This window comes from Halobacterium sp. CBA1132 (assembly GCF_001485535.1).
Classification (GTDB): Archaea; Halobacteriota; Halobacteria; order Halobacteriales; family Halobacteriaceae; genus Halobacterium.
In genome coordinates this window covers 1-23,900 of the sequence record NZ_BCMZ01000003.1, presented here as the reverse complement: position 1 = coordinate 23,900, position 23,900 = coordinate 1, and the positions used below count along the sequence as shown (strand labels likewise).

The 23,900-nt window shown below is 57.3% G+C and carries 30 protein-coding genes and 2 pseudogenes; 22 read left to right on the top strand and 10 right to left on the bottom strand.

Features of this window, described 5'->3' with window-relative positions:
- Nucleotides 1–322: 322 nt before the first annotated feature.
- The 5 genes from AVZ66_RS15050 (at nt 323) to AVZ66_RS15030 (ending at nt 3,786) form a co-directional block, all read left to right on the top strand.
- A complete protein-coding gene (locus tag AVZ66_RS15050) occupies nt 323–1,276 on the top strand; it encodes a ParA family protein (RefSeq protein WP_082678913.1) in 954 nt (317 codons plus the stop codon).
- Nucleotides 1,273–1,665, top strand: a complete 393-nt coding sequence (locus tag AVZ66_RS15045) for a hypothetical protein (protein ID WP_058984989.1) — start codon at nt 1,273–1,275, stop codon at nt 1,663–1,665. Before AVZ66_RS15050 ends, AVZ66_RS15045 begins: the two co-directional genes overlap by 4 nt.
- Before the next feature lie 24 nt (nt 1,666–1,689).
- A complete protein-coding gene (locus tag AVZ66_RS16770; protein WP_197407826.1) occupies nt 1,690–2,175 on the top strand; it encodes a hypothetical protein in 486 nt (161 codons plus the stop codon).
- Between the two features lie 227 nt (nt 2,176–2,402).
- A complete protein-coding gene (locus tag AVZ66_RS15035; protein ID WP_157575728.1) occupies nt 2,403–2,681 on the top strand; it encodes a hypothetical protein in 279 nt (92 codons plus the stop codon).
- Nucleotides 2,674–3,786 (top strand): tyrosine-type recombinase/integrase, encoded by a 1,113-nt coding sequence (locus AVZ66_RS15030; protein ID WP_058984986.1) that lies wholly within the window; start codon nt 2,674–2,676, stop codon nt 3,784–3,786. The genes AVZ66_RS15035 and AVZ66_RS15030 overlap by 8 nt, the downstream gene beginning before the upstream one ends.
- Here the strand turns inward: AVZ66_RS15030 and AVZ66_RS15920 are convergent.
- A pseudogene (locus tag AVZ66_RS15920) lies at nt 3,777–4,151 on the bottom strand (IS6 family transposase); the annotation flags it as partial. The gene AVZ66_RS15030 and the pseudogene AVZ66_RS15920 overlap by 10 nt on opposite strands.
- Nucleotides 4,152–4,302: 151 nt before the next feature.
- Between AVZ66_RS15920 and AVZ66_RS15915 the strand changes: the two are divergent.
- Genes AVZ66_RS15915 through AVZ66_RS15020 form a run of 3 tightly spaced genes read left to right on the top strand, consistent with a single transcriptional unit; the run spans nt 4,303 to nt 7,279 of the window.
- Nucleotides 4,303–5,478, top strand: a complete 1,176-nt coding sequence (locus AVZ66_RS15915; RefSeq protein ID WP_082678912.1) for a hypothetical protein — start codon at nt 4,303–4,305, stop codon at nt 5,476–5,478.
- Nucleotides 5,475–6,140: an ABC transporter ATP-binding protein gene (locus AVZ66_RS15025; protein WP_058984985.1), complete on the top strand. Its 666-nt coding sequence runs from the start codon at nt 5,475–5,477 to the stop codon at nt 6,138–6,140. The genes AVZ66_RS15915 and AVZ66_RS15025 overlap by 4 nt, the downstream gene beginning before the upstream one ends.
- Nucleotides 6,137–7,279: an ABC transporter permease gene (locus tag AVZ66_RS15020; RefSeq protein WP_058984984.1), complete on the top strand. Its 1,143-nt coding sequence runs from the start codon at nt 6,137–6,139 to the stop codon at nt 7,277–7,279. The genes AVZ66_RS15025 and AVZ66_RS15020 overlap by 4 nt, the downstream gene beginning before the upstream one ends.
- A gap of 186 nt (nt 7,280–7,465) precedes the next feature.
- Here the strand turns inward: AVZ66_RS15020 and AVZ66_RS15015 are convergent, their stop codons facing one another.
- Complete coding sequence (locus tag AVZ66_RS15015; RefSeq protein ID WP_058984983.1) at nt 7,466–8,647, bottom strand: thiolase family protein; 1,182 nt, start codon at nt 8,645–8,647, stop codon at nt 7,466–7,468.
- Between the two features lie 154 nt (nt 8,648–8,801).
- Between AVZ66_RS15015 and AVZ66_RS15010 the strand changes: the two genes are divergently transcribed.
- Nucleotides 8,802–9,596 (top strand): enoyl-CoA hydratase/isomerase family protein, encoded by a 795-nt coding sequence (locus AVZ66_RS15010; protein WP_058984982.1) that lies wholly within the window; start codon nt 8,802–8,804, stop codon nt 9,594–9,596.
- A 32-nt stretch (nt 9,597–9,628) separates the two neighbouring features.
- On the opposite strand, the gene AVZ66_RS15005 is transcribed toward AVZ66_RS15010, so the two are convergent.
- Nucleotides 9,629–11,170, bottom strand: a complete 1,542-nt coding sequence (locus AVZ66_RS15005) for a long-chain-fatty-acid--CoA ligase (RefSeq protein WP_058984981.1) — start codon at nt 11,168–11,170, stop codon at nt 9,629–9,631.
- 227 nt (nt 11,171–11,397) lie between these two features.
- Here AVZ66_RS15005 and AVZ66_RS15000 point away from each other — a divergent pair, with 227 nt between their 5' ends.
- On the top strand, nt 11,398–11,718 hold the full coding sequence (locus AVZ66_RS15000; protein ID WP_058984980.1) for an antibiotic biosynthesis monooxygenase: 321 nt from the start codon (nt 11,398–11,400) through the stop codon (nt 11,716–11,718).
- An 87-nt stretch (nt 11,719–11,805) separates the two neighbouring features.
- Here AVZ66_RS15000 and AVZ66_RS14995 read toward each other — a convergent pair whose 3' ends face one another.
- Nucleotides 11,806–12,141: a hypothetical protein gene (locus AVZ66_RS14995; protein WP_157575726.1), complete on the bottom strand. Its 336-nt coding sequence runs from the start codon at nt 12,139–12,141 to the stop codon at nt 11,806–11,808.
- Between the two features lie 178 nt (nt 12,142–12,319).
- On the opposite strand from AVZ66_RS14995, the gene AVZ66_RS14990 reads away from it, so the two are divergent.
- The 3 genes from AVZ66_RS14990 to AVZ66_RS14980 are packed head-to-tail and all read left to right on the top strand — an operon-like array spanning nt 12,320 to nt 13,482.
- Nucleotides 12,320–12,637, top strand: coding sequence for a DUF6516 family protein (locus tag AVZ66_RS14990; protein WP_058984978.1), 318 nt, complete (start codon nt 12,320–12,322; stop codon nt 12,635–12,637).
- Nucleotides 12,638–12,669: 32 nt separating this feature from the next.
- Nucleotides 12,670–13,086, top strand: a complete 417-nt coding sequence (locus AVZ66_RS14985) for a hypothetical protein (RefSeq protein WP_058984977.1) — start codon at nt 12,670–12,672, stop codon at nt 13,084–13,086.
- A 39-nt stretch (nt 13,087–13,125) separates the two neighbouring features.
- Entirely contained in the window at nt 13,126–13,482 is a 357-nt protein-coding gene (locus AVZ66_RS14980) for a winged helix-turn-helix domain-containing protein (RefSeq protein WP_058984976.1), read from the top strand.
- Nucleotides 13,483–13,544: 62 nt separating this feature from the next.
- Here the strand turns inward: AVZ66_RS14980 and AVZ66_RS16425 are convergent, their stop codons facing one another.
- The gene (locus tag AVZ66_RS16425) at nt 13,545–14,207 is read right to left on the bottom strand and encodes a hypothetical protein (protein WP_157575724.1); all 663 of its coding nucleotides are present in this window, start codon (nt 14,205–14,207) and stop codon (nt 13,545–13,547) included.
- 119 nt (nt 14,208–14,326) lie between these two features.
- On the opposite strand from AVZ66_RS16425, the gene AVZ66_RS16420 reads away from it, so the two are divergent.
- Nucleotides 14,327–14,515, top strand: coding sequence for a hypothetical protein (locus tag AVZ66_RS16420; RefSeq protein ID WP_157575722.1), 189 nt, complete (start codon nt 14,327–14,329; stop codon nt 14,513–14,515).
- Nucleotides 14,516–14,797: a hypothetical protein gene (locus AVZ66_RS14975; RefSeq protein ID WP_197407825.1), complete on the top strand. Its 282-nt coding sequence runs from the start codon at nt 14,516–14,518 to the stop codon at nt 14,795–14,797.
- 92 nt (nt 14,798–14,889) lie between these two features.
- Here AVZ66_RS14975 and AVZ66_RS14970 read toward each other — a convergent pair whose 3' ends face one another.
- On the bottom strand, nt 14,890–15,696 hold the full coding sequence (locus AVZ66_RS14970) for a hypothetical protein (RefSeq protein ID WP_058984975.1): 807 nt from the start codon (nt 15,694–15,696) through the stop codon (nt 14,890–14,892).
- 175 nt (nt 15,697–15,871) lie between these two features.
- Here AVZ66_RS14970 and AVZ66_RS14965 point away from each other — a divergent pair, with 175 nt between their 5' ends.
- Nucleotides 15,872–16,330 (top strand): type IV pilin, encoded by a 459-nt coding sequence (locus tag AVZ66_RS14965; protein WP_058984974.1) that lies wholly within the window; start codon nt 15,872–15,874, stop codon nt 16,328–16,330.
- Nucleotides 16,331–16,402: 72 nt separating this feature from the next.
- Here AVZ66_RS14965 and AVZ66_RS17195 read toward each other — a convergent pair whose 3' ends face one another.
- Nucleotides 16,403–16,597, bottom strand: coding sequence for a universal stress protein (locus tag AVZ66_RS17195; protein ID WP_394326160.1), 195 nt, complete (start codon nt 16,595–16,597; stop codon nt 16,403–16,405).
- Between AVZ66_RS17195 and AVZ66_RS16950 the strand changes: the two genes are divergently transcribed.
- The 6 genes and pseudogenes from AVZ66_RS16950 (at nt 16,505) to AVZ66_RS14935 (ending at nt 20,514) form a co-directional block, all read left to right on the top strand.
- The gene (locus tag AVZ66_RS16950) at nt 16,505–16,705 is read left to right on the top strand and encodes a hypothetical protein (protein WP_231727216.1); all 201 of its coding nucleotides are present in this window, start codon (nt 16,505–16,507) and stop codon (nt 16,703–16,705) included. The genes AVZ66_RS17195 and AVZ66_RS16950 overlap by 93 nt on opposite strands.
- A gap of 102 nt (nt 16,706–16,807) precedes the next feature.
- Complete coding sequence (locus AVZ66_RS14955) at nt 16,808–16,975, top strand: DNA-binding protein (RefSeq protein WP_058984972.1); 168 nt, start codon at nt 16,808–16,810, stop codon at nt 16,973–16,975.
- A gap of 482 nt (nt 16,976–17,457) precedes the next feature.
- The gene (locus AVZ66_RS14950) at nt 17,458–18,018 is read left to right on the top strand and encodes a TATA-box-binding protein (RefSeq protein ID WP_058984971.1); all 561 of its coding nucleotides are present in this window, start codon (nt 17,458–17,460) and stop codon (nt 18,016–18,018) included.
- Between the two features lie 64 nt (nt 18,019–18,082).
- Nucleotides 18,083–18,843: pseudogene (locus AVZ66_RS14945) on the top strand (SDR family NAD(P)-dependent oxidoreductase).
- Nucleotides 18,844–19,842: 999 nt separating this feature from the next.
- A complete protein-coding gene (locus AVZ66_RS14940) occupies nt 19,843–20,109 on the top strand; it encodes a hypothetical protein (RefSeq protein WP_058984970.1) in 267 nt (88 codons plus the stop codon).
- Between the two features lie 3 nt (nt 20,110–20,112).
- Nucleotides 20,113–20,514 (top strand): PIN domain-containing protein, encoded by a 402-nt coding sequence (locus AVZ66_RS14935; protein ID WP_058984969.1) that lies wholly within the window; start codon nt 20,113–20,115, stop codon nt 20,512–20,514.
- A gap of 1,052 nt (nt 20,515–21,566) precedes the next feature.
- Here the strand turns inward: AVZ66_RS14935 and AVZ66_RS14925 are convergent.
- The 3 genes from AVZ66_RS14925 to AVZ66_RS16765 all read right to left on the bottom strand — a co-directional run.
- On the bottom strand, nt 21,567–22,022 hold the full coding sequence (locus AVZ66_RS14925) for a helix-turn-helix domain-containing protein (RefSeq protein ID WP_058984967.1): 456 nt from the start codon (nt 22,020–22,022) through the stop codon (nt 21,567–21,569).
- 259 nt (nt 22,023–22,281) lie between these two features.
- Nucleotides 22,282–23,325 carry a hypothetical protein gene (locus tag AVZ66_RS15900; protein ID WP_082678909.1) on the bottom strand — a complete coding sequence of 348 codons (1,044 nt, stop codon included), beginning with the start codon at nt 23,323–23,325 and terminating at the stop codon, nt 22,282–22,284.
- On the bottom strand, nt 23,312–23,900 hold a 589-nt coding region (locus AVZ66_RS16765; protein WP_058985048.1), incomplete at its 5' end, for a hypothetical protein. The genes AVZ66_RS15900 and AVZ66_RS16765, both read right to left, overlap by 14 nt.

Here is a 23,900-nt window from a genome sequence, read left to right as displayed (position 1 = left end):
TGAGGAAGCGAGGGAGCTGGTGTGTCCCAGTGGTGGCACAAAGCGACACTCACCAGCCCTCTCGCATTCCCCTCTTACCGTTAGGTCGGTAAAAGTATTCGGCAATCATACTGCAGGCGACCTCCACACAGTACACAATTCCCAAACATCGCGTAAACTGTGTAACTTACACACATTACCTAACTCTCTAAATTTCTATAATTTATAGAGATTATTTGGATTAGTTACCCTACACATATAATTCCTATAAATTATAGAAATTGCGTAGTTTGTGGAATTCGAGCAAAGTTTTAGGATGGCGTGATTTATAGAAATTACTACGATGAGCGGCCCAACACCACGCGCGGTCTCGTTCGCCATGCTCAAAGGCGGCTTCGGCAAATCAATCTGTGCGAACACCCTCGGCGGCGTTCTCGGCAACCGCGGCCACGACGTCCTGGTTGCGGACCTCGACCCCGCCGGCCATCTCTCCACCGGCCTCGGCTACTACACGCGCGAAGACAAATCCAAAACCGACCTCGGAGACGTCCTCCTTCACGACGCCGACCCCGAAGACGTCATCAAGCACCCCGGCTACGGCTTCGATTTCATCCCCGCGCTCAACCTCGAACGCGTCAACGACGACCTCGCCCGCGACGACGTCTTCGCGAGCGACATGAAACTCAAAAACGAACTCGTCGACGTGCTGCTGGGCGACGACTACGACTACATTCTCTTCGACGTCCCCGGCTCGCGGAACAAGCTCGTGAACAACGCCGTCGTCGGCGCACCGAACGCGATTCTCCCGCTTATGCCGGCTCCAGAGGCGTTGAACGGCCTCCGTGAGACGTCGAAGAAGCTCGTGATGGACATTCGCCAAGCCTTCGATTTCGAGATTCTGGCCGCCATCCCGAACAACCTCGAACGCCGGATTGACCAGCAGACGAAAGACCGGACGCTGCTTGAGTCGATGAACACCGACCCGACGTTCGCCGCCTACCTCGAAGCCGGCCGTCGCGCCGACTGGACGGGCAGCCAGCCCGAGCTCCACGACGGCGTCGACGTCGCGGACGTCCTCGATGAACATATCCCGTCGTTCGCGCGCATCACGCCCAAGCAGTGGGACCAGATCGACAGCGGCGACCTCCATCTCAAGCCGGGGATTCGGCACTCCAGCGAGTTCGGAGACGCCTACGAACAACGCCAGCCGCTCACAGCGTACAACCCGGAGAACCCCCAGTTAGCGCATTTCGAGACGCTTGCTGATATCGTCGAAAACGGAGGGATTCAGGCATGAGTGGGTTCGACCTTGGCGAGAGCGCGGAGGACGCAGACGACGAAGAGACGGCCGAGCAGGAGTCAGCCGAAGACGTGACCCAGACGCAGTCGAAGGACGCTGCGACCGAAGACGAAGAGGAGGAAGAGTCGAATCCGTGGGAGGAGCCACAGTTCGGGACGGAGGACGTCCAGCCGTATTCGACGTACCCGCGCGAGGATATTCTCGAGGAGTTCCAGCGGACGGATACGACCGAGATACAGCCGTATCTCGTCGGTCAGGACGTCCAGAACGTCGAGAAGCGTGAAATCCACGATGCGCTGTACCGGCTGGCTATCGAGAATCCCGAGCGGGTTGGTGAGCTGATTCTGGAAGCTCGCGGCCTGGACTCGGACGACGTGGAGAATTAAGGGAATCCGCCAGACAGCGTTTGTATGGGTCATCCCCAACCAGCATTTGATTTTGTTCGGTCACTCCCAAACGCCGAGGTAGACAAGTCAGTTTTCGTCGATTGGTGGACACGTACATCACTTGATTTGGATAAATCGGACAACCTTGAGGACCACCCTGAGGCGTGGAATCACGGACTAACGCTCCCTCCGGTACTAACGGAGCTTTCTGAAGAGGAAGCCGTCAGTATTCTCCCGGCAGACAACCGTCTAAACCTGAATGCGCTTGCGATTGGTCTTGGCTTAGACGATATAGAATACGACCCGGAGAAGTTCTCTGGGGCGATATACTATCCTCGGGAGTCGGAAGCGACGATAATCATTTTTCCGAGGGTTATCTTCGCCGTAGCAGATGATGAAGAAGAAAGTATCAGAGTGACTAATGAACTCTCGGAGAAACTTGAGGAGCTTGGATTAGGCGAATTTTCGGATGTTAGTACGCAGAGCGGGAGAGTAGCAGAGTTCATTTAGTAGGATTTCGGACCCGGTTCTCGCAACTGAATCGCGACCTGCAGGAAGAGTTACCCGGCACCGAGCGGAAATTCAGCTGTAGATTGCCCCGGCGTTTCGTATATTGACATATAGTTTAAAGTTGGGTTATTCCCGAGGTTTCGAGGTTTTCAGGGCGTGGGGAGCGCGTTTTCTCCCTTGAGTATTTGGTTTGTCTTATGCCAGTAAGACAAACCAAAACTAAGTGGGTGGCCGCCCTCACCGAAGCACGAACCATGGACGTCCCTCAGAAACCCGCTGACCCCGGGGAACACCTCCGCTTCGGCGCCATCGCCAAACGCGCCGTCACTAGCGGCGAGACGGAAGTCGAGTGCGCCGGCTGTGGCGAAGAGATCGACGCCACCTCCTTCCATCTGCTCGCGAAGCTTCGCCGCGCTGCTGGCGGTGGCCATCCCGCCCAATGGACGTCCTTCTGTTTCCACGATTCCGAACGGTTCGACGGCTGGAGGCGTGATTTCGATGCCTGACGACGACGCCATCCCTAGGGTTGATGGCCTCGAAACCGCACTCCAAGCCCGCCTCAACGCGCTCACACCCCGATATCGACAGAATACCGAGACGGTCATCCGGAACTTCGCGAACTTCCTCGAGGACGAACGCGACGTCGACGCGCTCGAAGACGTCACCGTCACGGACTGCCGACGCTGGACACAGTACCTCAGAGACGGCGCTGAGAGCGGGCTGTCGGCGTCCTCAGCGCATACCTACTACGGGATTGCCCGCGCCACCTTCGGCTGGTGGGTCCGCGACAGACGCCTCACATCGAACCCGATGGAGGCCGCCAGCGTCGAAGAAGAACTCCCCAACGACAACGGCAACGCTGATAGACAATACTGGGACGACGACGCTCGCGACCAGCTTCTCTCGTTCGTCGACGACCGCGCCCACGACGCCCTCGAACACGAGGACGCCGATGCTGAGAAAGCCTTCCGGGAACGCACGCTCGTGTACTTACTCGCGGATACAGGCGTTCGCGGCGCCGAAATCCTCAGCGTGAGCCGGGACGACCGCCGCAACGGCGTCCGCTGGACGGACGTCGATCTGGACGCCGGCGTGCTGGAAGTTCTCGGGAAGTCCGGCAACAGGGAACTCGTGTCAATGCCCGGCCCGACTATCGCGAAGCTCGAACGCCATCACCAACTCGTCGAGTCGCCTGAGGCGTGGCCGGTCATCCCGACCGCCGACGCCGCCACGAAGTATCGCGCTGTTCGCAGCGAACTCATCGACGAGCGCGGCCGGGACCCCGACGCGGTCGAGGCGCTGCTGGACAAGCAAGACGTCGATGTGGTGTTGCGCAACGAGGAGATCGCGGCGCCATCCCTCACGACCGAGGGCGCGCGCACCGTCCTCAAACGACTGTGCGATGCTGCTGATATCGACGTCGACGGCGGATACTTGAAGCCGCATGGTGGCCGGCGGGCCCTCGGAGACGCCCTCTACCGGGAGACGCCGTCGGCTGCCCAAGAGGTGCTACGCCACCAGTCCATCGAGACGACCCACGAAAGCTATCGCGAAGTGAATACAGAGGAGTTGGCAGAGGATATCGAGAACGTCCGCTACGAAAACGAGTGAGCAAGAACCTTCGTTGTTGTCGGTTCAAGCGTTGTATGGGGCAATTCGTTCGTTTCGGAATCGACGGCAGCGTACAGCCAATACTGCTCGTCGTTCAGTCGGATCACGGTTTCGTCAACCGCAACGTGATCCGGACTTCGACCAGAATCGGGCTGTAGATCGGCCTTGTGTACCCAGTTGTGAACGGTGGACCGTGCCCGTTCGACACCGAATATCTCAAGTATAGAGATAGTATTTGAAAGCGATAGTCCAGCAAGATGCAGCTGAATACTGAGCTTCATCAGCAATCTCGGTGTCGCTTCTCGTTCAACAAACTCTAAGTCAATCTCGTCTAAACAACCGCCGAGGCGGGCGTTTTCTGACATAGACACCTGAAAACCGCACCGCCTCACCTTTCAATCCTTATCTGAACACCGCCGAGCGATATTGGATAATGCCTTTCAGTGTTCAACTGTTTGAAGAGAGTATGTTAGATTTGCACTCACGGAGATATGTCGACCTGCGTACGGGAGAGTTATGACAAAGACGATCCCGCGAATACCGGTTCTCGTTACGGCCCTTATACTGCTCTCAGTTTCGGCTATTGCTCCGATTACAGCCGCCCAATCAACACCGAACGCGGACGCATCAGTTACAATCGGGAATATCTCAGTGTCCGCGAACGAGCCGACTACTGATTCAGAAATAATTATTACGCCCACAATTACTAACTCCGAAACGGCGGGCGGGAATGCAAAATTAACAGAAGTAAGCATTCGCAGCCGGGCGATACTCAATACGGCAGATAACCTCGGGCGACTCGGCGCTGGTGATTCGATTGAAGTCCCTCTTTCGAACACCTTCCAAGACCCCGGAACCCACCAGATTGTGGTCACAGCTCGCGGCACAAACCCGGATGGCAGTGTTTTCGTCGTGCAGAAATCAGTCTATATCACGGTTAAAGAGCGCGCGACTGATGTCGGAATCACAGCTACCGCCCAATCCGTGAACGGATCCACGGGAATTGCAGCAACAGTCACACAGTATGGAACTGTGAAGGTAGAATCCGGAGAAGTTCAGGTGCGTACTGATGGCGAAATTGTCAATCGTGCACCTATCTCAAACATCTCGGGTAGCCAGGCACAGACCGTTACTTTCGAGGGTGATGATATCTCCGCTGGAAAAGTCACGGTTCGGGCACAGTATCTGCTGACCGACGAACAGCAGTCCCGATCGACAGCTACAACTCTGCAATATAATCCACAAAGAGCCGCTAATATGGCACTAACCGGGATAGAAACCACCGCCCAGGGAACGACGTATACGATAAGCGGTGATGCATCGAATCTCGGTAGTGGCGATGCAAACTCCGTACTCGTTGATGTTGCCCCTACTGAGGGATTGTCTTCAAACGGGGGCTACTTCGTCGGCTCCATCGAAACTAGCGAGTTCGCGACGTTCGAATTAACAATTACTGCTGAATCAACTGTGGACAGACTCCCAGTGCAAGTCAACTATTCCGTTGATGGCGAACAATTCTCGGAGGTCGTTCCTGTCGATGTGACCGAAACCGTAGGGAGCGATCGAAATGCTGACCGCCCACGGCCCTCACAAAACAATACGTCAGGTGGCCCCCCAGTAACGATTCTCGTGGCGGGTGCGCTCATTCTCGTCGGGCTGGCAGCAGTTGTCTACCGCTGGCGTTTCCAATGAGTGTCATTCAACTGGAGGATGTCGTCAAGCGCTATGAGAGTGGTGCTGAAACAGTTGAAGCCCTGAAAGGCGTTAACTTCCACGCCGATCGCGGGGAGATGGTTACTGTCGTCGGTCCATCTGGATCCGGAAAAAGCACGATGCTCAACCTGATCGGCTTACTAGATTCACCGACGGATGGGTCCGTGTTTCTCGATGGACGAGATGTGACTGACTTTACTGAGGACGAACGCACCGAAGAACGACGAGCAGAACTGGGCTTCGTCTTTCAATCGTTCCACCTGCTGCCGATGCTCACCGCTGTCGAGAACGTCGAACTCCCATCGATGTGGGATACTACTGTTGACCGCCATGATCGCGCCGTTGAGTTGTTGAAACGGGTTAGCCTTGGTGATCGGCTCAAGCATACGCCGAAGCAACTTTCCGGCGGCCAGCAACAACGGGTTGCAATTGCTCGCTCGCTCATCAACCAGCCAGATATTCTACTTGCTGACGAGCCAACTGGAAACCTTGACCAAGAGACAGGCCGGACGATTCTTGACGAGATGACGCGACTCAAGGACGAGGAAAATATCGCCATCGTTGCGATCACACACGACGAGCAACTAGAGCAGTATGCAGACCGAGTTGTTCGTATCGTTGATGGAGTGATTCAGTCATGAGTCTGCTGTCACGGTTTCCGAGCGCCCTGATGGCGTGGCGCAATCTTGGCCGAAACCGGGTTCGGACGGCCCTCGCAGCACTCGGTATCGTCATCGGTGTAGTATCAATCGCGTCGCTAGGCATGGCTGGTGTCGCAATCAATCAACAGGCAACCTCGCAATTGGGTGATATCGGGAACGAGGTGACGATTACGGCAGGCGATGACAGTCCCGAGGACGGCGTCACGCAGGAACAGCTTGACGAGATTGAAGGCCTTGTGACCGATGCTGCGGTCGTCGAACAGAAAACAAATGACACCGATGTTTCTTCGAGAGGGGAGGACGTCCGGGTGAGCGTGACGGGAGTGACAGAGGCAAACGAGCTGTATGACGTGTCTTCTGGAGAGGCCCCAGTTCGGTTGCGGACTGGCGCCTTGCTCTCGAACAGTACTGCCCAAGAACTGGGACTTGGACTTGGCGATCCAGTTGAATACGATGGTCAGCTCTATCGAATTCGGGGCCTAATTGAATCCCAGAACAGCTTTGGGTTCGGTGGCGGACAGCTCGTGTTACCGTTGTCAGCGCTGTCCGATCAGGACAACTATGATGCAGTCACAGTTGTTGCTGCAGGTGGTGACGCAGCAACGACAATCGGTGACCGGCTTGACGCCCATTTCAACACGTACGGACGAAACGAGGAAGAAACCCTGAGTATTCGGACAAACGCCGAGATTCAAGATGGGATTAACTCATTCATGAATACTCTTGAGTTAGCTCTTCTTGGGATTGGGTCAATTTCGTTGTTCGTCGCGAGCGTCGCGATTCTGAATGTGATGTTAATGAGTACGGTTGAACGGCGTGGTGAGATTGGGGTGCTTCGGGCGGTTGGCATCCGACGCGGCGAGGTTCTCCGAATGATTCTCACCGAAGCGGCATTCCTCGGTGTACTTGGCGGGCTCGTCGGTGCACTCGGTTCCCTGGGTGTTGGCTTTCTTCTGTTTAGTGTGCTCACTGGCGACGCGATGAGTGTGTTGGCGTGGGAAAGCTCTCGATATCTCATCTATGGATTCGCGTTCGCTATTGGCGCGAGTGTACTCAGTGGTCTCTACCCCGCGTGGAAAGCAGCTAATGATTCGCCTGTTGAGGCGCTTCGAGGTTGACGCAGGGTCGTCTTCGCTGAAACGCGGTTGTTGACATCCGCACGCAAATCCGCCAGTTGTTGTCTGATCGCCGCATGGAACTGCTCGAAACCGTCATGGAGGACCCACCGGAGAGTATTCGCGTGCTCGCCGACTGCCTCGACCGAGACGTCCACCTCCTCCCGGCAGCGGTCCCACCACTCCGACTCAGACGCGCTCGACGAGCGTGGCAATTCCCTGCCCGAAGCCGATACACATCGTGCAAAGCCCGTACCGGCCGCGACAGTCTTCCAGTTGGGCAGCGAGCTTCCCCAGCAGCACGCTGCCGGTCGCCCCGAGCGGGTGGCCGTGCGCGATGGCGCCGCCCCAGACGTTCGTCCGCTCCCAGTCGGCGCCGGTCTCGGCCAGCCACGCGAGGACGACGGACGCGAACGCCTCATTCACTTCGAAGCGGTCGATGTCCCCGACGGACAGGTCGTTGTCATCGAGAATCTCGCGAGTCGCCGGAATCGGCCCGGTCAGCATCGTCTTCGGGTCCACGCCGACGACGTGCGTATCGACGATGCGGACCATCGGATCCCAGCCACGCGTCTCGCAGGCAGACTCCGACGCGACCAGAAGCGCCGACGCGCCGTCGACGATGCCCGACGCGTTGCCCGCGTGGACGACGCCCTCGCCCTCCTCGCGGAACACAAGGGGCAGGTCGCGCAGCGTCTCGGCGTCAGTCTCCGGGCGCGGGTGCTCGTCGCGCTCGATGGTCACCGGCTCCCCGCCGACCGTTGTCTCGACGGAGACGACCTGGTCGTCGTACTTTCCGGCCTCGGCGGCCTCGCCCCACCGCGTCTGGGAGTCGACCGCAATCTCGTCCACGTCGGCGCGGTCGAACCCCCACTGGTCGGCGATGCGCTCGGCGCCCTCGCCCTGAGTGGTTAGTTCATCGAAGTACTCGAAGTACGTCTCAGTGACGTTTTCGGGATCGGCGTAGCTGTGCTCCGGGGAGGCCGTGTCACTTGCCATCGGCACCCGCGTCATGTGCTCGACGCCGCCGGCCACGAGCACGTCGTGCATCCCGCCGCGGATTTGGCCGGCCGCGAAGTTCGCGGCCTGCTGGCCGGATCCGCACATCCGATTGAGCTGGACGCCCGGCACGCTGTCACCCCAGCCCGCAACCATCGGCGCGATTCGCCCGATATTGCTGCCCTGTTCGCCGACCGGCGTCACGCACCCATAGATGACGTCCTCAACGGTTTCGCTCCCGTCGAAGCCGTTGCGCGCTTCGAGTTCGCGCAGCGGCTTCGCAGCGAGGTCCTGCGGGTGGGTATCGCGGAACGACCCGTTACGCTTCCCGAGCGGCGTCCGCACCGCGTCAACTACGTACGCGTCCTGCATTGAGAGCGGGTTCGCAGTACCCGTGCTTTACGTTTGGGAAGGTCTACAGGTTCGCGTTCCCTCGAACGCGTCACGAGGCTATTCGATTCTGAGACAGCTTCGGTCTAACGGCGGAATATATGGGCGGCGACTGCCTCGTGTCGGAGGACGAACCATGTCCGAGACGACCTACGACAACATCCGAGTCGAAAGCAACGGAAACACGACCACCGTGACGCTCGCTCGACCAGAACACTTGAATTCACTGACGCCCGCGATGAACGAGGAACTCCGCGAAGTGGTGACAGAACTCATCAACGACGATGGAGTTCGCTGCATCGTTCTCCGGGGTGCAGGTGACGCCTTCTGTGCCGGTGCCGACCTCAGCCGATTCGACGGTAGCCCGCAGGACGAACCCATCATTCGGCAGCTTGCGTCGACGCTCCACGAGACGATTCTCCGCCTTCACCGAGCCGAGAAGCCGGTAGTAGTCGGCGTCGACGGGAGCGCCGCCGGCGCGGGGTTCGGACTCGCTCTCGCTGGTGACATCGTGATTGTTAGCGACGCAGCGCGGTTCGAATTCGCCTATCCACGCGTGGGGCTCACTGGTGACGGCGGTTCGACGTACTTCCTGCCGCGGCTAGTCGGCCTCCGGCGTGCGAAGGAGATTGTGCTACTCGACGAACCGATCGAGGCCGAGCGAGCGGTGGAACTCGGCATCGGCACCGAAGTCGTCGCCGTGGACGACTTCGACGAGCGGCTGACCGAGATGGCGTCTCGACTCGCTGACGGCCCTACAGCGGCGTTCGGTCGCGTGAAGCGACTCGTAACCGAGGGGTTCGACCGCCGACTCGAGGAACAGTTGGCCGCCGAGACTGACGCGATTGCGAAGGTGACCCGGACGGAGGATTACGCCAGCGGCCACGCTGCGTTCTACGGTGACGACGACCCCGATTTCGTCGGTCGATAGGGTGTAGACGAGAAGACTCAGGCGAGTCGTTGCTACGACTCGTCGTTCCGAAGCTTGAACTTCTGGATCTTTCCGCTCGGATTTTTCGGGAGTTCGTCGACGGAATAGTACTCACGGGGCCGCTTGAAGTCAGCGAGCGCGTCGCCCGTGCGGAGGTAGTCGTCGAGTTCGTCTGCGGTGGCGTCGCCGACGACGTAGGCGACGACTCGTTCGCCCCACTCGTCGTCCGGTTCGCCGATAACGGCCGCTTCCTCCACTGCCTGGTGAGAGAACAGGACGTCCTCGACCTCGGTCGGGTAGACGTTCTCGCCGCCAGAGATAATCATGTCGTCCTTCCGGTCGACCACCCAGAGGTAGCCGTCGTCGTCAAGGTAACCGAGGTCGCCCGTGTAGTACCACTCCGTGCCGTCGGCCTCGCGGAGTGACTGGGCGGTGGCCTCGGGCCGGTTCCAGTACTCTCGCATCGTCGTCGGGCCGGCGATGAGAATCTCACCGATGTCTCCCTGGTCGACTTCCTCGGTGGGGTCGGCGTCCGCTTCGACGACACGGACCTCGTGGTTAAGTGCTGGCAGTCCCGCACACCCCTGTTTGGTGAGCTGGTCTTCCGGTGATTGGAACACTGCGCAGGGCCCCATTTCGGTCATACCATACGCCTGCACGTAGTCCTCGCAGAGTTGTTCCATGCAGTCCTTGAGCACCTGTTCTGGCATCGGCGCGGCGCCGTAGAGCCCGACCCGTAGTGACGACGTGTCTGCGTCTATTTCCTTGGCGCCTTGGGCGAGGGCGTTCCACACGGTCGGTGCAGCGAACAGCAGGCTCACGTCGTGGTTTTCGATGGCTCGTAGCGCGTTCGGTGCGTCGAACTCGTGGTGGATTACGTTCGTCGCACCACGGGCGATGCGACTGAACAGCATCGCGTGGAGTTCCGCGCAGTGGTACATCGGGAGGACGGTGAGGCCAACGTCGTGGCGAGTGATGTTCAGTTCGGCGATGCAGAGCAAATTGTGCTCAACCATCTCCCGGTGTTCGTGGACGACGCCTTTCGGTTGCCCCGTCGTCCCAGACGTGTAGATGAACGCGTAGGCGTCGTCTTCCGCTACGGTGGTCGCGGGCGTGTGTGGACTCCCCCGCTCAACCAATTCGTAGAAATTACTGGCGTAGTCAGGGGTCTCATCGTCGATGAACACGTAGTTCTCAACGGTGGATAGGTCGGGTTTCGCGCCTTCGACTGCGTCGCGCGTCTCGGCTTCGAAAAGCAGTGTCTGGGCTCCAGCGTCGTCGACGGCGAACCGGACTTCCTCGGCAGACAGTCGGTAGTTGAGTGGCGTGAAGACGGCGCCGAGTTTCGCACACGCGTACACGGCCACCGCCATCTCCGAGCCGTTGTACAGCACTGTCGCGACGCGGTCACCCTTCTCGACTCCCAGGCCGGCGAGCGCGTTCGCGAGCCGATTGACTCGTTCGTCGAACTCTGCGTAGGTCCATTGCTGATCCTTCCGCGGGTAGACGATGGCGTCGCGGTCCGGATGTCGTTTGACAGTCTGTTCCAGGGTATCACCTACCGTTGGATGCATACAACTTCGCCCTCAGTTAACATACATAATCTTTTTGCAGAGTTATACGGGAGTGGATAGATACCCTCGGGTCGCAGCCGTAGAAAAGTGCGGCGTACCGGGTGAGGTAACAGGCGTTACGGGTGGCACGTACCCCACTACTTCTGGCGCGTTATTGGGACGTAGCCGAGTGAAGTTTGTTTTCGAAGAGAAAGCATCTTGCTTGCAGGAGGGGGAGCATCGTAGTGATGTATCTCGTTACGTTTCGTCTTGACCCGGGGGAGTACGACGAGGAGTTTCACGAGCTTAATGATGCGATACAGGCGGCTGCTGAGGATACGGAGGGCTATCTTGGGAAGCGGACGTGGCATGCTCCGGAGAGTGAGGAGGTTCTCGTCGCGTACTACTGGAGGTCGTTAGACGCGCTTGAGATGTTTGGCGCGTATTCAGAGCATGAAGAGGCGAAACGGCGGTGGACAGAGTGGTACGATGCCTACGAGGTCACCGTTACGGAAGTCCTCGAATCATATGGAAGTGGATTTGGTGACGACGCTGACCCGCCCGCATAGGAGCAGTACTGTCTCGTTTAAATGAAATACTCAGGATTGATGCAATAAGCATAGAGTGCGCGTTGAGCGATAGAAACTCAATCAGTTCTATCCCGTGACTGGAGTCTTTCGTTGCTCGTCGGTTGCGATGAGGAGAGCCGAAATAACGAAGATAGCGACAACGGGGAAGATGTACATCCAGAGGGCGGCCTGCCAGAACCCCATCAGGAGCAGGGCGCAGGCCCCGCCGACCGCAATCAGTTCCCGCTGATAGAATACCCCAGCCGTTCCTACAACTGCCAGTCCGCCGAGAACCACGAACAACGCCAGTCGCGTCCACGTGAAGCCCGGCTGGCCCAAATAGTAGCCTAACACACCGAGAAACGCCACCGTACCCATGACAGACAGTCCACGGGCGATAGAAACTCTCGTGTCTGTCATCATATATTAGATTCCAAGCGTCTGCCACGTAAGTCTTCTCGCTACACGTAGCAGCTGTTTCACCTACTACGCTGAATAACGAACCTATCTGTTACTTACCGTAGCGTGTGGAGGAGAGCAACCCGGTGTTGGTTTCCCACCCAACACTTATGGCGTTGGCTGTTGTTCCAACACATACGGAATGGCCCAAGAGCCGCTCTTCCAGTACACGCACGTCGAAGCCGGCCTCGTCGAAAACGTCGTCCTCCGGCCGACCGACGCCACCGAAACGTACCCCTCAGGCTGGAAGTACACGCTCCACCTGGGCACCCTCGACGACCTGACGCTCGTCCGCTACGACAACTCCCACGAGGACACCAAAGGTCACGAGCACCACACCGCAGCCGGCGACGTCGACGACATCGAATTCCCCGGAATGGAAGATCGGCTCGTCGAGTTCTGGGCAAGCGCAGACCAGTACTGGGACACCGTCGGCGGCGACCCACCCCGACCGTACTAACAGACCACAACCCACCCCCACACGCCCCAACCATGACCACGCTCCATATCACCGTCGGCGACCAAGAACAGCTCCGCGAGGACGCACTCCAGTTCGTCCAGGATGCCGAGGCCGACAATCTCGATAATCAAGACGGCAAGGCAACCCTGCAGTTTGGGAGCTACGACGACCTCATCAACAGCCTCACACCACTCCGCCTGGAACTCATCCAAGCAATCGCCAAGCACTCACCCGAGAGTATGCGTGAGGCCGCCCGCCTCGTTGACCGCGACGTATCCGACGTCCACGCGGACCTGAAGCAACTGGAAGTACTGGGCATCCTCACACTCCAAGCGGGTGGTCCAAGCGGCGCGATGCGGCCTGTCGTCCCGTTCGACCGCATCGAAATGCATATCGACTACCCCCTTCTTGACGGGGTCGACACCGACGGCGCCTCCGCCAGCGCGTAACCAGACTCTCGTGTCCAAGCATAATACCAGGGTGAGAAGATGACCCCGAAAACACAGACCGAAACCTACGCTGAAGGCCACGCACTCACAAACCTCTTCGGAGAATCGGCCAAGACCAAAATCATCGCGGCGCTGCTCAGCGAGAGCGACGTCGACCTGAACGTCACCGATATCGCTGACCTCGCCGGCCTCCACCGCACCACCGTCTACGACCACATCGACGACCTCGAAGCCCTCGGCGTCATCGAACAGACCCGGACGGTCAGCGGCAGCCCGATGTACAACATCAATCGGGACAGCGACGTCACAGAAGACATCGCACAGCTCCACTGGGACCTCATCGGCGTTATTATGCGGGGGGACTGCCACACTATATCTCCCAACTACAGGAAGTAAAAATGCCGAAGATGTACCAATTCTTATCTCGCTTTCTGACAGGAGATGAGTTGACTAATCGTCTAAATACTGACCTCGTCGCGCTCAGGAGACCAACTCCCATCCTCCTTCACACGAACTTCTGAGTAAGCAGTCGCCTTGTTAAGGACGCCATATTTTGTAAATCGGAACTCAAAGTTCCCGGACATAAAGGCGTCCGTCCAATCAGCTTGATCTTGTTCGCTTTTTTGGTCAACACCAACATAATTCCAAAATGAAATATTATTTTTGAGGATTTTCGCCGTAGCGTTGTGATTTACGTTCTTGACTTCTGATCCATTATAGTCCCATGCAACATGATGATTGAAGTTAGCAAGTTTGACAAAATTGAGTCCACCCTTAATCGTAACTGTGTGGGTGATCTCCTCAGTGTCATACTCTGATTGAATCGACACCTGTGGTGTTTTTTCATTTACCTCAGTGAGAATTTTCCCTGGAGAAAGTGCCTTCTTGTATACCTTTTTATCCGGGTCAGAAAGGTTGTCCCATTCTTTCTTCTGCTTTTTCTCGGGAAGTCCATCGAACCACTCGATATACTCCCAGACTTCCTCGGGTTCGTCTTCATTAAGATCGCTACTGGGTTGTGCACTTGCAAGTCCAGAGGTACCAATTAGACCGATAACCGGAATTGCACCGCTAACTCCTTTTATTACTTTTCGACGTGAGTGTGTTTCGTTGTCCTTCATAGGACGATTGCAATATCATATCGGTGTTATAAAAATATATCTCAAAGTAAAATAGATAAAAAATGTATAATTTGAAACTAGCAAAAAGAAATAAGTATTGGGCTGTTGAAGGTTAATCTATGTCACAAGCCAGTTCAGACCATCTAAAAATCGGGAAAAAAGAGATACTAGCAGCCGCAGTTATCACCGCTTTAGTGTCGATCTATGGGTTCCTTATGGCAGTCCCTCCAATCAAAATAGCATTATTTGTCCTCATACCGCTAACTATTCTCTACATGGCATATGGCGTACTAAGGAATATCACGTAAGTGATAGTCTGCAGGCGCATTCACGAGGCTGACTACTGGATGGAACTGCTCGAAACCGTCATGGAGGACCCACCGGAGAGTATTCGCGCGCTGGCCGACTGCCACAACCGGGACGTCCACGACGTCCACGATGACCTCCATCTGTTGGCCGACTACGAAATCATCTATTTCGAGGAGGATGGCCGTGCGAAAAAGCCCTACGTCCCCTACGATACGGTGCGGCTGGAAGTCGAGTTCGGCCTGCCACGTGGCAACGAACCCGAATCGACAGCATCCACATAACGAACGCAAAAAGACGGTGAGACGTTTATCGGGTGGCTTTGGGAGCTACCGGCTGGAGCCTGCTACGAGGGCTAGTAGCCGGTCGCCGGGATTCAGGTCGAATCCAGTAGTTCACGGGCAGCCGCTGCGCTCACCGTAATCTTGTTCTCCCCACGCGTGACGGCCTCGCCGGTGACAGACCGAAGCAGGACGGCTACGTCTTCGAGATACGAATCCGAGCGTTCCTCTTGGATGATGCGTGTATCCTTGTCGGTGAATCCAACGGCACGATTCCTGACGTACACGCGAGCAAACGCCGCCCTGGCAGCAGCGTCGAGATCGCGGACGAATGTGGGGAGCGCAGTCGGCCGATTGGTGGACTTTCCCCCGGAGGGGACGCCCATCGCGTGGAGGACACGCGCGAGTACAGACCCCGCCTCGCTGGGGCGAGCTTCCGTGGCGCGCTCGGTGTCCGTTTCATGGACGAGCGTGTAGTTGAGGTTCGCGTCGGCCGCGATTGCGGCAAACTCCGCTTGGCGATCATCGTCGAGGACGAAGGAGAGGTGTGCCCCGTCGTCACGGGCGAGTGAGAGGCTGCCGCTGGAGAGTACCCACGCGACAAGTCCGACAAGTGCGCGCTCTCGTTCGGGTGTCGGGTCGGTGTTCGAGAGCCAGCCCGCGGCTTCGGCGGTCTGTATGCCTCGGACGACATCAGGGCGGGCGCCGTTGGTCCACGGGCGAACACGACCTCGAGGAAGATCAAGACGCGACGCGAGCACGTAACTCCCGAGGTCTGGGTTTTTACTCGCGAGTTCGAGATACCGCTGGTAGTCTTGGACTGCGTTGAATGGGTCCTCGTAGCTGGGCGTATAGTAGGTTCGAGCGAAGGCTTCCGGTGTTGGCAGCGGAGTGGTGGGCATAGACGAATTGGGGGCAGACAGGTCTATGGTCTATGTAATCGCCATGTGACTTAAGTACCCTTGTCCGATACTACTTGCTAAGCACGCACCGTGTGGAAAACGAGGGGGACCACCCTCAGACCACAATACATGGGGGGACCTCGTATGTCCATCGGTCTCGTGCAACACATAACTCATGAAAAAAATTAGCTTCGACATTCCCGACCTAGATATGGATGACCGTGGGGTCTCACCAGTTATCGGCGTGATACTTATGGTCGCTATCACCGTCATTCTCGCCGCCGTCATCGCCAGCTTCGTACTCGGCTTCGGCGACTCAGTGAGCGAGAACGTCCAGGCTGGTGCGGACATCAGTCAAACCAACGACGGTAATGCCAGCGTTACGTGGATTAGCGAAGGCAACGCGGACCACCTGAACGTGTCCGTGTCAGATACCGCAGAGGTTAGTTGGGACGGGGAAAATACTGATGTCACCAATATCGAGCTTCAACAAGTTGGAGATACAGCCAAGCTCGTCGATGACACCACCGATGGCGACGAACACACCGTAACGGTGACTGTCACCGCCGTTGGCAGTGGCGGCTCGCGAACCGTCGTCACGCAGGAAGAAGTCACAATCGCGGCTGACAACTAAACGCGGCTCCCCCTCGCGGATCTTTTCCTCTGACGACACGCCCGTAGCGGCCGCACTCACCGTCTTACAGGGCTACTCGTCGGCCTCAGCCTGGACGACAATAGCGGGACGATCGGTCAGCCGAATTACGCGGCCAGTGATGCTTCCAAGGAGCGCTCGGTACGCCTCCAGGTGGTGCTTCGCTCCGAATACGCGTACGTTGATTTCGTTGTCGTCGGCGTACTCAACGATGGTCTCCGCCGGCTCGCTGTGACGGAGAGCAATCACGACGTCGACACAAGGGTCGCTAGCCGCGGCTTCGACGTCCGCGAGCGCGTCGCAGAAGACATCGCACAGCTCTACTGGGGCCTCCCCGACGTCATCGGCGAAGAGTGAGCGCGACAGCGAGCAGGTAGTCAGCGGCCACAATCACTGCTTGGACGCCCCGCCTGAGACTGTTTAACCTTTATACGGCGGGTGGGAGAAGCCAGCGATGGAATGGCTGACCTAATCGTCAAAGCGGCCGTGAAAGAAGAACTGTCCGAGAACAACGTCGCTGCGGACTCCTACGACGCGCTCAACGAGGAAGTCGCGGAACTTCTCGAAGACGCCGCCGAGCGTGCCGAAGCCAACGATCGAAAGACCGTCCAGCCCCGCGATCTGTAGACACCGTTTGTCTAGGCGATTCTCACTACTCAACAGAGTAGATCGAGACCAGTTGATGCGACTGAGAGCGAACTGGCTCTACTAAACAATTAGTTCGATTCTTTCGTCGCTAAAACATCCGCTGAGTAGATGTACAGGTCTACCAGAGGCCGTAGAATAAGAAGAGGAGTGCGTCTACCTATGACAGCGAGGAGGACAGAGTCTGCCCCGCGTAGGTCAGGAACGACCGTTCGCTGCGTACCCTGTACGTAGGGGTTGTTTCACTTGCTGCTCTGAATAAAGAAGCCGTACTCTCAACTACTGATAAGTGCGTACTCGGTGAGTTCTAAACCGGAAACCAGGCTGCGTCGATCTTTGTATGGCTTGCTCTTGTGGAGGGAGTCTGCGACAGCTATTGTCTCAGCACTACTCGGAGTTTGCAGTTGTGTATCACGTCCGTCTTCTCGCCATTTTTTAAGTGGCTAGTGGGTTGAGAAGACAGTATGAGCACTCTCGCTGAGACAATTCGAATCGAGAACGTTGTTGCCTCCAGTGATATTGGCCAAGAACTGGCACTCGACCAACTCGCAACTGATCTCTCCGGCGCCGAGTACAATCCCGACGATTTCCCTGGTGTCGTCTACCGACTTGATACCCCCAAATCAGCCACGCTCATCTTCGCGTCGGGGAAAGTCGTCTGCACCGGCGCCCAAAGCATCGACGATGTCCACAACGCCCTCAACATCGTCTTCGAGGATCTTCGCGCGCTCGGTATCGACGTCGCCAGCAATCCACCAATTGACGTCCAGAATGTCGTTTCCAGCGCCAACCTAGAGCAATCGTTGAACTTGAACGCAATCGCGATTGGGCTGGGCTTAGAGCAAATCGAGTACGAACCTGAGCAGTTCCCCGGGCTCGTCTACCGGCTTGACGACCCAGATGTCGTTGTTCTCCTGTTCGGTAGTGGTAAACTTGTCATCACAGGTGGAACCCAGACAGAGGATGCCGAGCAAGCACTGAGCCACGTTCACGATCGGCTCACCGAACTCGGCCTCCTTGAGTAACCTGTCACGATAGGGCGTACAGGACCGCCCTTTCTTTTTCACGGTAGCCGACATGTTACTTGGTATGGTGTCTGATAATTCGGTCGCACTTGTCACAGGCGGTGGCTCCGGTATTGGACGAGAAACGGCACTGAAGTTTGCCGCGGACGGAGCAAACGTGGTTGTTACGGATATCGACGTTGAGGGCGGCGAGACCACCGTTGCCGACATCGAGAAATCAGGCGGTGACGTGCTGTTCGTCGAGGCAGACGTCACCGACTCCGAGGAGACGCAATCGATGGTTGAGGCAGCGGTTGAGGAGTTCGGCCGCCTCGACTACGCGTTCAACAACGCAGGTATCGGCGGCGATAGCGCTACTGTTGAGGAGTACGACGCGGAGACATGGGAAGGGGTCATTGACGTGAATCTCGTTGGCGTCTTCAAGTGTCTGCAGGCAGAGATTTCTCAGATGAAAGAGCAGGACTCGGGGGGTGTGGTCGTCAACAACTCCTCGGTTCTCGGGCAGGTTGGCTTTGAGACCTCGTCGGGCTATGTCGCGGCGAAACACGGCGTTCTCGGATTGACGAAGACGGCGGCGCTGGAGAACGGTGAGACGGGCGTGCGGGGAACGCTGTCTGTCCGGGTTTCATCGATACGCCGCTCCTCCGTGGGGGTGGCATGGAGGAAGGCTCTGAACTTCGCGAGGAGATTGCGAGTCGGCACGTGATGAACCGACTTGGAACGCCAGAGGAGGTTGCGAGCGCGGTTCTCTGGCTGTGCGACGATGATGCCTCCTTTGTCACCCGGGAGGCGCTCGGCGTTGACGGAGGCTACCTCGCGCAGTAATCACGTCCACAGATAGCTGCACTTGAGGACGGACTCATCGTTTGCCCTAAATCGATAAGTACAGCACCAAGTCGTACTATCAGAAGCTAGTGGTTGACGTCATCTATGTGTAGTCGCCTGTGGTTCACTACAACTAATACCGTCTGAGACTGCTGTAGTTGTAACGAGAACCGTATCAATACAATACTGGCCGAGTACGAAATATAGAGGGTGTATACAGCACGGAACCCCCTCTTTGCGAACTATCCGTCTCAGCTACGGTAGCGTTCCGTCCTCGGCGTAGCAATTAAACCGGAGACTCGCGGTTGCAATTTGCTCGTCCTCCGAACTAATCAACGAGGCCGTGAACTCATCATGAACTGGGGGCTGACCCAACGGTACCGCGTATAGTTCGCCGCTACTGGAGCCGAATATGGAGTAGTCTTCGGGATCAAGACTGCTCATCCCACGATTACTCATGAGTGGAATCGAAGCAACGAGGAAGTCGTCACTATCTCGTATCCTGACTGTGTGATACCGTTCATCGGAAACGGCCTGTTCAGAGACCAGTATCCCGAGAGCGATTTGTTCACCACCACGTATTGGGGCGATCTCACGGAGGTGTTGCGAGCCGCTACCCACTCCTTGACTGGAACACCGAGCAATACCTTCCTCGCTACTGAGACAGCCAGCGGTCACGCTCACGATGCCAGCTACACCCGCAATCAGTTCACGTCTGGAGGGCACAATGCGGGCTATGTGTCCACGAGATGTAATACTAAGGGTTGACGGTACTCGTGTGCGATATTCGGGCGGTTGAAAATTGTCCGGCTCTGTTGAACTCCTCTGATGGAGACCGGAATGGCTTGCTAAATATAGGGGACTCACGGATCGCTCAGTACGGGACAAGTAGTCGGCAAAAAGAAAGGTCGGTGCAGGTTGAGACGGGAAAGAAGACGTGAAAGTTATTATAATCACGGGAAACGTTTTGAATCTTCCCGTCCAATAAGCTAGTACACCATGTCAAAATCGACGGACGAACGAGGGCGGATTTACCTCCCAAAAGATGTCCGAGAGCGGTTTGGTAACCAGTACCGTATCGTCGAACTCCCGAGTCATGTCGCCCTCTTCCCTGTCGACGAGGACCCGATAGCAGGGCTCCGAGCTGCCGTTGGCGATGCGTTCGGAGAGACGGACGCCGCCGATCTGAAAACAGACGCACGTGAGGCAATCTCTCGAGAGGTTCGAGAGGAAGCAGAAGCCCGGACACAGGCCGGTGAGGAGTGACCTGTGTACGTCGAAACTGACTTTCTCACAGCGTTGCTAAAGGATGATGACTGGCTTCAGGAGGCCGCAATCCGCGCTCTCAACGAGCGCGATGACATTCACACATCGATACTCGCATATGCCGAGGTGCTGGTGTTGTTCTACGACCGTGACACTGCCGAGTATGAGATCGACGCGCCGCGGGCGATCACTAACCTGCTCGAACTAGTTCCAATCGTGCCGAAAGAACACGAAGACGCGGTTCTGGCGGCCGCAGCGTTCCTCGATGAGTACGAACTCACACCATTCGATGCACTTCATGCCGGACTCGTCACAACTGGCGAGGAGCGCGTTCTTTCGACCGAGCAGGATTACGACACTGTCGGCCTCGACCGCACACCCTTGGAATCCGCATTTTCGGAGTGACTCTGTCAATACCCACACCTACTTAGCGGCTGTTCCAGTGGCGAGAGTCTCAGACTAATTGGGTCCCAACAGGTCGAATGGTCAACAGCCGGTTCGATTCGTTGGTGTACTCTCACTGCTTAACCAACAACTGCCTCTCCTCTTTCGGCTGTTGGTTAACTCGCCGCATTTTCGTCAGAAGCCGTCGCCAGCGAGGGCCATCCGCCAGACACGAGCAAGTACAGGCTCACGAACATGAAAACGGCGATCCCAGTCCTAGTTATGTACCAAAATGGCTTACTGGAGTGTGGTTGTGGCGGTGCCGAAATCAGTGGTCAGGTCGTGGTACGTTTCGAGCCCCACCTGAAACCGATTCATGATCTCCGTTTGGTGTTCTGCACACGCCATCACTGCAACCGCTCCATCTCTCAGAGGAATCATCGATTGGACTGGCTGCGGTGCAACCCGACAGCCAGGACACCGAATACCCCCGGCAGGGCGATGCTCCAGCAGATCAGCCGTATCTTCCGTGGTTAACCCACAGATCGACGTGAATTCCTCGAGGTGGTCGTCACAGCCTGCCAGCGGAACCGTAAGTTGGTCCAAGAGAAGAACCGAAACCGATTGGTCACCATCCGGTTTGAGGGCGGCCCGGCAGGCATCACAGGGGATGGCCGAGACGTCTTGGTCACCGTCCGCGTGGCGATGATGGCCATCGTCTGAGTCCGTCATCGTATGTCTCCGTTCATCCCCAAAAGGGTAAGTCGTTGGTTACCACCGTATCGTGCTCACTCCCATCCAAATCAACGTGTGGCTACGATACCGGAGTTACTGCTGCTATTGACAACCCTGAAGAAGCACGCAAGCAGTGACCCCAGCGTCTTCGACCGGTTCAACGAACCAACCCGGATACCGACAGTAACTCCAGCATCCACTCAAAGCTGTAAACGGCGATTTCTTGGGAGCCACACTCTGGGCAGTCCTCGATGTCTTCCGCAATACGGGATCCGCAGTCCCGGCATTCACGATACTCTGTCGACGATGATCGTAGCCTGGTAAACCGCTGGATGAAGTTATTGCTCTGTGTGTTCGAGTTCCTCAAGAATAACGTCTGCCCGTTCCTCACCTGATTTACGAGACGTACGTTCCCTAGGGTCGGCACCCTCCGTCGGATCGATAGTTGGGACGTGTTCTTCCCAGCCGTCTTCTGCGTAGGCGTCGTCGTCAGGTGCCGCCTCGAAGAGTCTCACAGCGGCGTCAACCGACGTGAGACGTGCCTTGATTGTCTCAACCCGACCTGGGTCAACGTAGTAGACTCCGTCAGCACGCTCGACAAGGTCTTTCTCGTTGAGGCGAGTCATCGTCTTCGCTAGGCTGGACTCGTTGATGTCAGTCCGATCTGCAATTTCGCGTGGCGAAAATCCGTAGTTGTGATGCCTGACGAGAAAACTGAGGGCTTCGTACTCGCTGGTGTCCGGTGTGACCGGGAAAGGCTCATCGTCGATGAGCTCGTCGACGGGGACTGGCATCTACAGTACTCTGTAGGGACTAAACGACATTACCGTTTTCGGCGAGCTGTTTTTCTCGAATGGTCTCTGGACGCGTCTCGGTGCAGAGAATCCCAAGTGGCATCCATAACGTTCGCAATCAACTACAACTTGTTGAAGACCCCAAACAACCGCGAACGCCGATACGCCGACAACGAGGCGATTCTCTGGACATGGCAGCCCCCCTTGATCAGAATCCTGATTCTACCCGGAGAGAGACGATTCCTCTCCGACTGTGGGGCTAATGGCCGGCAGCAGGATGCGTATCATCGTCGGTGTCGTCCTCGATCGGTTCGTAGTCGGCGTCCTCTCCGACCGGATCAAATCCGGGGACATAGCTGAACCGTTTGCCGGGCTCGCTGCGGAACATCAACGGGAGCGATCCCCGATCATCTCGAGCCCGGTACTCTAGCCGCCATTCATCGAGTTCTAATATGGGCCGAGCAACCTGCGGCGCAGGCAATTCCGCGCGCTCCAGGTCTTTGAGTGTGAGTACTCGTACTTCGAGTTCCCGCGCGAGTTTCTCCGTTCGAGGCGTCAGTTCAGTCGTGTGGCAGAGCACTGGCATCGCGCGGCAGGCAAACGCCACCGTACACAGCCGGAACAACGCCACCGGCGTAATAGGGTCGTCCGTCCAGTCTTTGCACTGCCCGACGATCCAGTCGCTGGGCTCCTGTTGTTTCTCCCGTCGTGTGGCGACGACGTCGACCTCGAGACTGAAGAGGTGTTGGCGTCTCCTCGCTCCGTATCCCCAGCGTTCGAGTGCTCGCTGGAGTTGGTACTCGAGCCACCGCCCATCACTCTCACCACGACCACCAACGTGCGGGTCGACCTCATCGAGACTGACACCCTCCAGGTCGGCGAGCACCGGACTTTCCTCCGGGACCCCTGGAAAGATGTCCCGCAGCGCTGTCGCGTACTCTAGGGCTGTTGTGAGCTTCTCAGTGGGTGCTTCGTCGTAGTGGTGGGGTGCCGGCTGTGCAGCCCGGAGTGATCGAAGTAGCCACGACAGCTGCTGTTCGATGTGCGTGACTGCCTCCGGGTACGCAACCGTCGAACCAGCGGGCTGGTCATCCGCCGAGTCATCATCTTCGTCTGGCTCGAGGAGCAGACGGACGCCCTCCATAATCGGCTCGTTCGCCATGTACAGCAGTCGTCGGGCGAACAGTCGCTGGTCGGTCGACAACGTATGGTCGGCTTTGAGCGTTCCACGGAGTGCCTCGATTGTCTCCGTCAGCGAGCAGAGGTGGTCGGCATACCCATCCGGGAGCTCATCCGTCGTCATCGGTGAGCGGACTCGGGGTGAAGTGGTAGCGCGTCAGTGCCGTCTCCGAGAGTGGCTGGACGGTCGGCTGGCCCTGTTGCTGGAGGTGATGGGAGAGCTCCGCCTCGTTAGTGACGGTGTACCACTGGTGGCTATCCTGCTCGCGGTACCGAAGTTCGTCCTCGACAGCCACGAGGACTCCCTGTTCAGTCGTCCCGGCTGTATCGAAAACGAGGACGTCTGGGTCCGGGTTCGTCCAGGTACCGCGAATCCACGCAAGCTGCGTATCAAGTGTTGGGGGATCGACGGGATTTGGGTAGCGTGGTTCCGCGGGGGCGCTGATCGAAACACCATGAATAGTGTCGCGACGACAGGTGCGCCAGCCGGCGCCGGTCCACTCGATTTCACGCCGCGTCCAGCTGTCGCCGTCGCCGTTGGGCTCCAGAACGAGCCGTTGTGGTGGCGTATCACGTGGAGTCCACTGGAGGACACACGACCCATCACCGCGGGGTGACTCGTCGTCCGTTCGACAGTGCTGTGCAAAGAGCGCAGCATCGATCTGCGAGCGTGCACGTCGCAGTACACCGAGAGGGTCT

Bases quoted from the DNA above. Each gene is read 5' to 3' on its own strand.
- AVZ66_RS14950 (WP_058984971.1), top strand. From the start codon at position 17,458: ATGAGCACTCTCGCTGAGACAATTCGAATCGAGAACGTTGTTGCCTCC.
- AVZ66_RS15000 (WP_058984980.1), top strand. From the start codon at position 11,398: ATGTATCTCGTTACGTTTCGTCTTGACCCGGGGGAGTACGACGAGGAG.
- AVZ66_RS14965 (WP_058984974.1), top strand. From the start codon at position 15,872: ATGAAAAAAATTAGCTTCGACATTCCCGACCTAGATATGGATGACCGT.
- AVZ66_RS14995 (WP_157575726.1), bottom strand. From the start codon at position 12,141: ATGATGACAGACACGAGAGTTTCTATCGCCCGTGGACTGTCTGTCATG.
- AVZ66_RS14970 (WP_058984975.1), bottom strand. From the start codon at position 15,696: ATGCCCACCACTCCGCTGCCAACACCGGAAGCCTTCGCTCGAACCTAC.
- AVZ66_RS15005 (WP_058984981.1), bottom strand. From the start codon at position 11,170: ATGCATCCAACGGTAGGTGATACCCTGGAACAGACTGTCAAACGACAT.
- AVZ66_RS15030 (WP_058984986.1), top strand. From the start codon at position 2,674: ATGCCTGACGACGACGCCATCCCTAGGGTTGATGGCCTCGAAACCGCA.
- AVZ66_RS14925 (WP_058984967.1), bottom strand. From the start codon at position 22,022: ATGCCAGTCCCCGTCGACGAGCTCATCGACGATGAGCCTTTCCCGGTC.
- AVZ66_RS14980 (WP_058984976.1), top strand. From the start codon at position 13,126: ATGACCCCGAAAACACAGACCGAAACCTACGCTGAAGGCCACGCACTC.
- AVZ66_RS15020 (WP_058984984.1), top strand. From the start codon at position 6,137: ATGAGTCTGCTGTCACGGTTTCCGAGCGCCCTGATGGCGTGGCGCAAT.
- AVZ66_RS15915 (WP_082678912.1), top strand. From the start codon at position 4,303: ATGACAAAGACGATCCCGCGAATACCGGTTCTCGTTACGGCCCTTATA.
- AVZ66_RS15900 (WP_082678909.1), bottom strand. From the start codon at position 23,325: ATGACGACGGATGAGCTCCCGGATGGGTATGCCGACCACCTCTGCTCG.
- AVZ66_RS15025 (WP_058984985.1), top strand. From the start codon at position 5,475: ATGAGTGTCATTCAACTGGAGGATGTCGTCAAGCGCTATGAGAGTGGT.
- AVZ66_RS15010 (WP_058984982.1), top strand. From the start codon at position 8,802: ATGTCCGAGACGACCTACGACAACATCCGAGTCGAAAGCAACGGAAAC.
- AVZ66_RS14955 (WP_058984972.1), top strand. From the start codon at position 16,808: ATGGCTGACCTAATCGTCAAAGCGGCCGTGAAAGAAGAACTGTCCGAG.
- AVZ66_RS16770 (WP_197407826.1), top strand. From the start codon at position 1,690: ATGGGTCATCCCCAACCAGCATTTGATTTTGTTCGGTCACTCCCAAAC.
- AVZ66_RS15045 (WP_058984989.1), top strand. From the start codon at position 1,273: ATGAGTGGGTTCGACCTTGGCGAGAGCGCGGAGGACGCAGACGACGAA.
- AVZ66_RS15015 (WP_058984983.1), bottom strand. From the start codon at position 8,647: ATGCAGGACGCGTACGTAGTTGACGCGGTGCGGACGCCGCTCGGGAAG.
- AVZ66_RS14985 (WP_058984977.1), top strand. From the start codon at position 12,670: ATGACCACGCTCCATATCACCGTCGGCGACCAAGAACAGCTCCGCGAG.
- AVZ66_RS14990 (WP_058984978.1), top strand. From the start codon at position 12,320: ATGGCCCAAGAGCCGCTCTTCCAGTACACGCACGTCGAAGCCGGCCTC.
- AVZ66_RS16425 (WP_157575724.1), bottom strand. From the start codon at position 14,207: ATGAAGGACAACGAAACACACTCACGTCGAAAAGTAATAAAAGGAGTT.
- AVZ66_RS15050 (WP_082678913.1), top strand. From the start codon at position 323: ATGAGCGGCCCAACACCACGCGCGGTCTCGTTCGCCATGCTCAAAGGC.
- AVZ66_RS14940 (WP_058984970.1), top strand. From the start codon at position 19,843: ATGTCAAAATCGACGGACGAACGAGGGCGGATTTACCTCCCAAAAGAT.
- AVZ66_RS16420 (WP_157575722.1), top strand. From the start codon at position 14,327: ATGTCACAAGCCAGTTCAGACCATCTAAAAATCGGGAAAAAAGAGATA.